The organism is Collinsella aerofaciens, from assembly GCF_015552075.1.
Lineage (GTDB): Bacteria > Actinomycetota > Coriobacteriia > Coriobacteriales > Coriobacteriaceae > Collinsella > Collinsella aerofaciens_Y.
In genome coordinates, this window is record NZ_JADNDZ010000114.1 from 20,196 (window position 1) to 30,112 (window position 9,917).

The following is a 9,917-nucleotide window of genomic DNA, read 5'->3' on the forward strand; positions in this document are numbered from 1 at the left end:
TGCATGTCTGAGTTTGCTGCCGGTCCTGCCGGTCGTATCGAGCGTGTCCGTGCCCTGATGGTTGAGCGCGGCTATGACGCTATCGTCGTGCGCGATGAGGCCAACCTTCGTTGGCTTACGGGCGTGAAGGGCGTTTTCGACTACACCTTCGAGTTCCCGCACGCTGCGTTTATTACGGCCGACCAGTGCTTGTTTCACACCGACTCGCGCTACCTCAATAGCTTTGAGGAGAACACGCCCGCCGGCAGCCCTTGGGTCTACGACATGGATGAGGGCACCATCCCCGGTTGGGTCGCCGGCAAGATCGCGGCCAACAAATGCCGCGTCTGCGCTGTCGAGGACGATATGCAGATTAATTTCTACCAGGGTATTCAGCGCGGCCTGGAGGACCGCTCCGTCGCCTGTATGCTGCCGCTGATGCATGACGACATCCGCAAGATGCGCGCCATCAAGGACGCCGAGGAGATTGAGCTCATGCGCCATGCGCAGTCGATCACCGACGCCGCCTTCCAGCATATGCTCGGCTTTATTAAGCCCGGTATGACCGAGAAGCAGGTTCGCAACGAGCTCGAGAACTTTATGTTCGCCAACGGCGCCGACAGCTTGGCTTTCGGCTCCATCGTGGCGAGCGGTCCCAACACCGCCAACCCGCACGCCGTGCCGAGCGACCGCGTGATCGAGAAGGGCGACTTCGTCCTTATGGATTACGGCGCGGGCTACTGCGACTATCGTTCCGACATGACGCGCACCGTCGTGATGGGCGAGCCTACCCAGGAGCAGCTCGACCTGTACGCGCTCGTGCGCCGCACCCACGAGGAGTGCGTCGCCGCCATCCATCCGGGCGTCGAGGGCAACGACATTTTCAAGCTTTCCAAGAAGATCATCGGTGATGCCGGCTATGGCGATTACTACAACCATGGTCTGGGCCACGGCGTTGGCATCGACATCCACGAGCTGCCCAACTTCAACCGCAGCAAGAACATCATCGAGGTCGGCTCGGTTGTCACCATGGAGCCCGGCGTGTACCTGCCCGGTGTGGGCGGCGTGCGCCTGGAGGATTACGGCGTGGTCACCGAGAACGGCTACGAGCCCTTCACCAAGACCCCGCACGACCTGCACGTCATCGATTGCTAGCCCATTTCGATAGATTTTTGGGGTGGGGCGTCCGGAGCAATTCGGGCGCCCCGCGTTCTCTTTTTATGCGCTCGCTGCAGGCGCTGTCTGCAAGTGTATAATTTCGGTCGTATGTAATTTGGACGCTTGTGCGTTCTGCCCATAACAAGAAAGGTCGCTATGCCTACCATTTCTACCGCCGACTTCAAGAACGGCCTCGGTCTCCGCATTAAGGACAAGGTCTACACCATCGTCGAGTTCCAGCATGTCAAGCCGGGCAAGGGTGGCGCGTTTGTGCGCTACAAGACCCGCGACATCAAGAGCGGCCGCGTCGTCGAGAACACTTGCAACGCCGGCACCAAGTTCGAGAGCGTCATGCTCACCACCCGTGAGTTCCAGTACCTCTACAACGATGGCACCGACTACATCTTCATGGACAACGAGACCTATGAGCAGGTTCCCGTTCCCGAGGACATGGTGGGCGAGAACTCCAAGTGGCTGCGCGAGAACGACATTTGCCAGCTGCTCTTCGCCGACGATGAGCTCATGGGCGTGACCCCGCCGATGTTTATCGAGACCACCATCGTCCAGACCGACCCGGGCTTTAAGGGCGACACCGTCCAGGGTTCCACCAAGCCGGCCACGATTGACACCGGCGCTGTCATCCAGGTCCCCATGTACCTCAACGAGGGCGAGGTCATCAAGGTTGACACCCGCGACGGCAAGTTCGTCTCCCGCGTCTAGCAACCAACTCTTCTAGGAGGACTCATGCCCCAGGAAATCAAGATTGACGGCATCGGCATTTCGCCCGATGTTTTGACCGCCATCGTCTCGCGCGCCGTGTCGGATGTCGAGGGCATCGCCTCCGTTGGCGTCAAGGACCTTGCCACCAACCTTGTCTCCATGATGCTCTCGTCCAAGGCCCCTGCTTCCGAGCCGGCGGTCGAGGCCGAGGTCGTCGGCGACAAGCTCGCACTCACCGTGCGTGTCGTGGTGTTCTTTGGCTATCCGTTCAAGAAACTCGCCGAGGCCGTTCGCGCCGCCGTGGTCGCTGCCATCGATGCTCAGGTGGGCGTCGAGGTCGAGCGCGTTGACGTTTGCATTGACGGCCTCGTTTTCCCCAAGGAGTAACCTTTGAGCCTTAAGGTTTATCGCGGGCGCACGCTTGCCCGCAGTCAGGCGCTGCAGCTGCTGTTCCAGGCCGAGGCCACGGACAGCCCGCTCGAGCGCGTCCTCGAGGGCGATTTCCTGATCTCGAAGGGTCCCCTCGACCCCTATGCGCTGGAGCTTTGCCGCGGTGCCTACGAGCATATCGATCGTATCGACTGCGCTCTGCGCGCCGTCGCCAAGAACTGGGATCTTATGCGCATGCCCGGCGCCGACCGCAACTTGCTGCGTATCGCCGTCTATGAGATGCGCTTCCTCACCGACGAGGAGGTCTCGGACGCCATCGTAATCAACGAGGCCGTCGAGCTTGCCAAGGCCTATGGCACCGACCAGTCCGCTTCGTTCGTCAACGGCGTGCTGGGCAAGATCGCTCGCAGCGAGGAGCTGCCAGGCGAGGACCTGTACCAAGAGCTGCTGGCCGAAGATCGCGCTCGCGAGGAGGCACAGGCTGCCGAGGCTGCCGCCAAGGTTGCGGTTGCCCAGGCTGAGGCTGGCGTGCTGGCCGAGGATGCGGACGCCGCCGAGGCTGTTGTCGACTCCGTCGAGGAGTAGCTATGCCAGAGGGTTCCGTCCGCAACTTCGACGAGATCTCGGACCGCTTGGACCAGATCATCGCTGCCGTTCGTTCCAAGGATACCTCCTTGGAGCGTTCGCTCGATTTGTTTGACGAGGCGATTGAGCTGGGCTCCCGCGCGGTCGATATGGTCGACAAGTTTGAGCTGACGCCGCGTGAGGCCGACAAGCTCGAGCAGGAATATGATGAGGATGCGGCAAACGAATCCCAGGATAGCTAGGCCGCATCTCCGGATACGAATGGTTGATGGCATTCATGAAACGCGTGCGTCTTGATGACGAACTGATTTCACAGGGCATCTGCGCCGATCGCGCGGATGCCCTTCGCACTCTTATGGCCGGCTTGGTCTCGAGTGGCGGTGAGCGCTTGACTTCGCCGGGCCTTAAGGTGACCCCGGGCCTGCCGCTGCACGTGAAGGGGCGCATTCCCTATGTTGGCCGCGGCGGTCTTAAGCTCGAAGGCGCACTTGATGCGTTTGGCATCAATCCGACGGGCCTTGCCTGTCTGGATGTGGGCTGCTCTACCGGCGGCTTTACCGATTGCCTGCTCAAGCGCGGAGCTGCGACCGTTGTCTCGGTGGACGTGGGTCGCGCCCAGTTCGATTGGTCGCTGCGCCAAGACGATCGTGTGACGCTCCACGAGCGCACGAATGTGACGCAGTTGCCCGAGCTCGGCTACGGCGGTGCTATCGATCTGGCCGTGTGCGATGTATCGTTTACGAGTATCGCGAATATCATCGACGCCGTGCTGGCGTGCCTGAAGCCTTCGGGGTCGTTTTGCACGCTCGTAAAGCCGCAGTTTGAGGCTCCGGCGGCGCTGGTGGGTGAGGGCGGCATTGTGACCGATCCCGCCGTGCGCCACGATACACTCGTGGCGGCGGTTGAACTCTTTGCTGCCAAGGGCCTGTTCCCGGTCGATGTCTGCGTGTCGCCCATTCATGGTGCCAAGGGAAACGTTGAGTTTTTCCTGTACGGCACGAGGTTTGCCCCCGGCGAGCGCGCCGACGATGAGCTGCAATCCCAGGTATCGGTTTTGAGCGAGAAAGCTGCAACGCTATGAAGGTCTTTCTGGTTCCCAATTACTACAAGCAAGAGGCGGTCGAGAGCGGCCTGATGCTCGAGCTTTGGCTGACGCGCCAGGGCTATGAGGTCGCATGGGCTGCCGACCAGCGATCGAAGATTCAAAGCACGCCTGATATTGACGGCTCCGATCTGGTCATTACGCTCGGCGGCGACGGCACGCTGCTGCGCGCTGCCCGCATCCTCAACCATCTCGAGATTCCTATCCTCGGTCTTTCCTATGGTCACCTGGGCTTTTTAACTGCTGCGAGTCCCGAGGAGCGCGACATTCTTAAGGTCGTGAGCGATGCCCTTTCCGGCGAGCTGCACGTGAGCCGTCGCGCCACCATCGCTGCGGATATCGTGTCCGTGCGCGAAGACGGTACGAAGGATGTCGTGCGCACCTTCGCCCTCAACGACATGGCGCTTACCCGCGGTCCGCTGTCCGATATGGTCGAGTTCGACATCACGGTGTCGGGCCACCATATCGATCGACTGCGTGGCGACGGCGTGGTCGTGTCCACGGCGACTGGTTCTACGGGTTACGCACTCAGTGCCGGCGGCCCCATCGTGAGCCCCGACTATACGGGAATGGTCTGCGTACCCATTGCGCCGCACACCATTCAGGCCCGTGCCTTCTTGACTTCGCCGAGTGATGTCGTCGAAATCTATATGTCCGATGATCGCCCGAGCGTGCCGGCGATCGCCATCGATGGACAGTTTATTACCTGCGATGGCACGGTCGAGAGCGTGGCTGTGCGTCGCGGTCCCGGCGATGTGCTGCTGCTGGATTACGGCCCCGAGAGCTTCTATAACTCGGTGAGCCGTGTGTTCTACGGAGTGCGTCATGATCGATGAGCTGCAGGTTTCTAACATTGCACTCATTCGCGAGGCGACGTTGGTGCCGAGTGCCGGCCTGACTGTCCTGACCGGCGAGACCGGTGCCGGCAAGACCGCGCTGCTCTCGGCCCTCAAACTTATTTTGGGCGAGCGCGCGGATTCGTCGACGGTGCGCGAGGGCGAGGCGCTCGCGAGCGTCGAGGCACGACTCTTCGACGGGCCGCACGACATGGAAGGGTTCACCGTACAGCGCAGCCTTTCCGCCGAGGGCCGCAGCCGCGTGAAGATTGACGGGCGCATCGCCAGTGTGCGCGAGCTTTCGGAGCGCGTTGGCGTGATGATGGATTTGTGCGGCCAGCACGAGCACCAACGCTTGCTCGATCCGGCACATCACGTTGCGATGGTCGATGCGTGGGCGGGGCGCTCTGCGCTCGAGGCACTCGAGCACTACCGTGCTTGCTTTAAGGCTTCGCGCACTGCCGCTAAGGAGGTTCGACGTGTCGAAGAGACCTCGCGTGCGCAGGGGAGCCGCGTCGAGGAAGCGCGCTTTGCGCTCGAGCGCATCGGCGAGGTCGACCCCAAACCGGGCGAGTATGAGGAACTCGAGGAACTGCTGCCGCGCTCCGAACATGCCGAGGTGCTGGTTGCCACGGCTAATGATGCCCATGCATCGCTTGCCTCTGAAGGGGGAGCGCTCGATGCCGTGAACAGCGCCGTGGCAGAACTTTCCCGTATGGCTTCCGTCGATCGCAAACTTGGCGACATTGCCGATTTGCTTTCGGATGCCTGTATCTCCCTTGAGGATTGCACGAACGAGCTTCGTGCCTATCGTGATGGCGTCGCCTTCGATCCGCGCGAGCTCGCTCGCATGCGTGAGCGGTATTCCGACCTTAAGGGCCTGTTGCGTCAGTGGGGTCCGACCATGGACGATGTCTTTGCCATGCGCGACCGCTCACAAGAGCTGCTTTCGCTGGTCGATGATGGCGATGAACAGATCAAAAAGGCGCGTGAGGCACTCGGGAGCGCCGAGCGCGAGCTGTTCGCTGCTGCCAGGGCACTTAAGCGCGCTCGCAATACGGCGGCCCCGCGCTTCTGCCACGAGGTGGGCCGCCAGATGGCTCGCCTAGAGATGGGCGGCGCCGAGCTCGTCTGGGAGTCGCGTGATCTTCCTCGTGCTGAGTGGACGTCCGTTGGTCCTTCGAGCTACGAGCTGCTATACCGCAGCGGTGCCAGCTTGACGCCGCGTCCCCTGCGTCGAATTGCGTCGGGCGGCGAGCTCAGCCGCGTCATGCTGGCAAGTAAGGTTGTCCTCGGTAACGCGGACGGTGTCGATACGCTGGTGTTTGACGAGGTCGATGCTGGTGTCGGTGGCTCCACGGCGCGTGCCCTCGCGAGTGTGCTGGCAGATCTCGCTGCTACGCATCAGGTGATTGTCGTAACCCACTTGGCGCAGGTCGCCGTCATGGCTGACAAGCATTATGTTGTCAGCAAGGAACCGGGCGATGTTCCCCAGACGCATTTGGACGAGGTAACCGGCGAAGTGCGTACCGCCGAGATCGCCCGCATGTTGAGCGGCGATCAATCGGAGGCGAGCCTGGCGCACGCCAAGCAGATGCTCGAAGAAGCTCGAGGTTAGGTCGTATCAGTGGTGTTGGTGGGACAAAATAGACTGAAATTTTTGTCCCACTACGCGTTTTACTCCACAACCTTATCCGGCTGGATGAGCTCCTCGTAGTAGCTGATATGCTCACGCGCGTCTTTAATTTCGGGCAGCAGGAAGTTGTAGATGACTTCGATGATCATCGTGGCGCTGATCTTGGAGAACGCGAAGTCACCCGTTGTCAGCAACGCTTCGTGATTGACGGTATTAAAGGTGTAGTCGGCGAGGCGCGCAAGTGGGGATTTGCTGTCACTGCTGATGACGACTACGGTTGCGCCGCAGTTGCGAGCCGCTTTTGCCATGCGATTCAGTCGGCGCGATTTGCCAGAGTTTGAGATGAGCACGATGACGTCACCCGGGCGTAACGTGAGCGCAAAGCCGATTGATGTCTCGCTAATGGTGCTCGCCATGCAGCGCAGGCCCAGCTGCGAAAACTTAAACGTCGCATCGAGCGCGACCGCGTTCGTATTGCCCACAGCTGCAAACTCAATAACCCCTGCATGCTTAAAGGCATGCACAACAGCCGCCAGCGTATCGTGGTCGATTCCGTCGATGGTCGCATTAAGCTCGCTTACCTTGGCAGCCAGGATGTTCTTGAGGCTCTGCTCCATATTGTCGAGCGAGACCTCGTCGGTCAGGCCCTCGTTGCGCTGGCTTTCCAAATCCCTCGCCAACGAAAACTGAAAGCTGCGGAAGCTACCAAAGCCCAGCTTGCGGCAGAAGCGCGAAACGGTCGCTTCGGACGTGGCAGCGGCGCGCGAGAGCTGAGCCGCCGTGAGGCGTGGCGCCTCGGACTGGTGCTCCAATATATAGTCGACAATGCGCTGCTCGGACTCGCTGTATCCCTGATGGGTACTAATGAGGGAAAGTGCGCTCTTGCTACTATCGGTCATGGATGGCTCCTGGTTGGCATGAAAATCTAACTCGATTTGCAATGCCATAGTATACGGGCATTTTCAATTACAAGATACACCTTGCTGTTTCAAGTGTTGATGGTAAACTTTCACCTACCGTTTACGGTTATGAAAGAACCTTTCACCGGAGAATTGCAACTTGTCTCTTCTCACGCAAGCGGTGGGTTGGTATCTTTCAGTTGTGGAAAAGCGCGCCACGAGGCGCGTGTAGGGGAGCGCCCGCGGGCGCAGAACTCAAGAAGGAGGGACACATGGCTAAGTTTGACATCATCGCCGCCACCGGTTGCCCGACCGGTATCGCGCACACCTTCATGGCGAAGGAGGCGCTGGAGAAGGCAGCTGCCGAGCGCGGTCTGACCATTAAGGTCGAGACCCATGGCCAGGTCGGTGTCGAGAACGAGCTCACGAAGGGTGAGATCGTCGGTGCCAAGGCCGTCGTCGTCGCAGCCGATAAGGATGTCCAGGCGGAGCGTTTCGCCGGTAAGCCCATGGTTTCCGTTGGTGTTTCCAAGGCCCTGTCCCTCGAGGCCGCCGGCAAGCTGATTGACCGCGCGCTCCGCGCCAAGGGCGACGACTCGGTTGCCGCCGCTGCCGATGTCGAGGACGAGGTCGAGGAGAAGGAGTCCGTCGGCCACATTATCTACAAGCACCTCATGAACGGCGTCAGCCACATGCTGGTCTTCGTCGTCGCCGGTGGTGTTCTGACCGCTCTTTCGTTCCTGTGGGGCATCACGTCCTTCGATTCGACGGCGTCTGACTACAACACCTTCGCCGCTATGCTCAAGATCATCGGCGGCATTGCCATGAACCTCATGGTTCCCGTGCTTTCCGCCTACATCGCCGAGTCCATCGGCAAGCGCCCGGCGCTCGTCCCCGGCTTCGTCGCCGGTATGATCGCCATCCAGGGCCTGCCCGTTAACGCCGAGACCGGTATGATCGACGCTGGCGGCGCTGGCGTGGGCTTCGGCTTCCTGGGCGGCATCGTCGGCGGCTTCCTCGCTGGTTATGTCATCCTGCTGCTCGAGAAGGTCTTTGCCGGTCTGCCCAAGAACCTGGACGGCCTCAAGGCAATCTTCCTGTACCCGCTGTTCTCGACTGCCATCGTCGGCCTCGTGATGCTCGGCATCTCCGGCCCCATGGCTGCCATCAACACCGCCATGATGGACTTCCTCAAGGGTCTGTCCGCTTCTGGCGCCATCGTCTTGGGTCTTGCCATCGGCTGCATGTGCGCCGTTGACATGGGCGGCCCGGTCAACAAGGCTGCCTACGTCACCGGTACCGCTATGCTTACCGAGGCCTTGGCCGCCGGTGTCGGCACCGACACCTACAACTTCGGCACCAACTTCATGGCTGCCGTCTCCGCCGCCTGCATCGTTCCGCCGCTGATCACCACCTTCGCCGTCGTCGTCGGCAAGAAGTACTTCAGCCAGGAGGATCATGACGCCGGTATCGTCAACCTCATCCTTGGTTGCACCCACATCACCGAGGGCGCCATTCCGTTCATGACCAAGAACATCTGGCCCGTCATGCCCATCATGATGCTCGGTTCCTCCATCGCTTCGATCCTGACCATCATGTTCAATGTCCACGATCCGGCGCCCCACGGTGGCTTCCTGGTCCTGCCCGTTGTCGAGAACGGTCCGCTTTGGGTCCTCGCGATCCTCATCGGCGCTGTGGTCGGTGGCATCCTGTTCGTGGCCTTCAAGAAGTACGACTTCGAGAAGAACCAGAAGGCCGCTCCTGCAGCCAAGCCCGTTGAGGCCCCCAAGGCCGCTGCCGTCGAGGCCCCCAAGGCCGAGGCTGCCGACTTCGTGAAGGTCGAGAATGTCTTTGTCGCCGAGGACTTCGCTTCTCGTGACGAGGCCCTGAGCTTCGTTTCCAACCAGGCTGTCAAGGCCGGTATCGCCAGCGACGCCGACGCCGTGATGAACGCCTTCCTGGCCCGCGAGGCCGAGGGCACCACGGGCATGATGGAGGGCTTCGCCATCCCGCATGCCAAGTCCGACGCCATTACCGAGGCTGCCGTCATCGTCGTCAAGGACGAGTCCGGCGTGACCGGTTGGGACACTATGGACGGCGCTCCCGTCAACGTGGCTATTGCCCTGCTCATCCCCGGTGCCCAGGCCGGTACCACGCACCTCAAGATCCTGTCCAAGGTCGCCGAGGCGCTCATGGACGAGGACTTCCGTGCCACCGTCAAGGGTTCCACCGACGCCGCCGAGATCGCCAAGACGATCAACGCCCGCCTGGTCTAATTCCACGGTACGCGAATAACATCGCCCCCTGTAATAAAGGCGAGGACTCCACCCGGAGCCCCCGCCTTTTTTCATTCCCTTCTGTAAGTTGCGGTGAAATAGGGACTGTTTAAACGTTTCAACCGCAAAATCAGTCCCTATTTCACCGCAACTTACAGAAGGACATAGAGGGAACTGCCCATTGAGTCTTTGTCGCGAACAGATCCTCAGCCAGAATTCCGTTCCGCCGATATTGCTCTGGACCGACCGAGTTTCCGCAGCTCGCCCGCCGGGCGGGGCGATTAAGTTTGTCGCGAGTTCCGCACGCAAAGGAAAGCACTTAATGTGCTTTCCGTC

The 9,917-nt window shown here is 60.7% G+C and carries 10 protein-coding genes; 9 read left to right on the plus strand and 1 reads right to left on the minus strand.

Annotated elements, in window-relative coordinates; all coding sequences use genetic code 11:
- Positions 1-3: 3 nt before the first annotated feature.
- The 8 genes from I2D41_RS08890 (at position 4) to I2D41_RS08925 (ending at position 6,388) form a co-directional block, all read left to right on the plus strand.
- Positions 4-1,134: a M24 family metallopeptidase gene (locus I2D41_RS08890; RefSeq protein WP_117635154.1), complete on the plus strand. Its 1,131-nt coding sequence runs from the start codon at positions 4-6 to the stop codon at positions 1,132-1,134.
- A gap of 159 nt (positions 1,135-1,293) precedes the next feature.
- A complete protein-coding gene (gene efp / locus I2D41_RS08895) occupies positions 1,294-1,857 on the plus strand; it encodes an elongation factor P (protein ID WP_117757241.1) in 564 nt (187 codons plus the stop codon).
- A gap of 24 nt (positions 1,858-1,881) precedes the next feature.
- A complete protein-coding gene (locus tag I2D41_RS08900) occupies positions 1,882-2,244 on the plus strand; it encodes an Asp23/Gls24 family envelope stress response protein (RefSeq protein WP_006233982.1) in 363 nt (120 codons plus the stop codon).
- 3 nt (positions 2,245-2,247) lie between these two features.
- Positions 2,248-2,832 carry a transcription antitermination factor NusB gene (gene nusB, locus I2D41_RS08905; RefSeq protein ID WP_195364278.1) on the plus strand — a complete coding sequence of 195 codons (585 nt, stop codon included), beginning with the start codon at positions 2,248-2,250 and terminating at the stop codon, positions 2,830-2,832.
- Positions 2,833-2,834: 2 nt separating this feature from the next.
- Positions 2,835-3,074, plus strand: a complete 240-nt coding sequence (locus I2D41_RS08910; protein ID WP_195364279.1) for an exodeoxyribonuclease VII small subunit — start codon at positions 2,835-2,837, stop codon at positions 3,072-3,074.
- Between the two features lie 35 nt (positions 3,075-3,109).
- Positions 3,110-3,913 (plus strand): TlyA family RNA methyltransferase, encoded by an 804-nt coding sequence (locus tag I2D41_RS08915; protein WP_195364284.1) that lies wholly within the window; start codon positions 3,110-3,112, stop codon positions 3,911-3,913.
- A complete protein-coding gene (locus I2D41_RS08920; RefSeq protein ID WP_195364280.1) occupies positions 3,910-4,770 on the plus strand; it encodes an NAD(+)/NADH kinase in 861 nt (286 codons plus the stop codon). Before I2D41_RS08915 ends, I2D41_RS08920 begins: the two co-directional genes overlap by 4 nt.
- Positions 4,760-6,388, plus strand: coding sequence for a DNA repair protein RecN (locus I2D41_RS08925; RefSeq protein ID WP_195364281.1), 1,629 nt, complete (start codon positions 4,760-4,762; stop codon positions 6,386-6,388). Before I2D41_RS08920 ends, I2D41_RS08925 begins: the two co-directional genes overlap by 11 nt.
- Positions 6,389-6,447: 59 nt before the next feature.
- Here I2D41_RS08925 and I2D41_RS08930 read toward each other — a convergent pair whose 3' ends face one another.
- Positions 6,448-7,305 (minus strand): MurR/RpiR family transcriptional regulator, encoded by an 858-nt coding sequence (locus tag I2D41_RS08930; protein WP_229030323.1) that lies wholly within the window; start codon positions 7,303-7,305, stop codon positions 6,448-6,450.
- Positions 7,306-7,577: 272 nt separating this feature from the next.
- Here I2D41_RS08930 and I2D41_RS08935 point away from each other — a divergent pair, with 272 nt between their 5' ends.
- On the plus strand, positions 7,578-9,581 hold the full coding sequence (locus tag I2D41_RS08935) for a fructose-specific PTS transporter subunit EIIC (protein WP_195364282.1): 2,004 nt from the start codon (positions 7,578-7,580) through the stop codon (positions 9,579-9,581).
- The last annotated feature ends 336 nt before the right edge of the window (positions 9,582-9,917 follow it).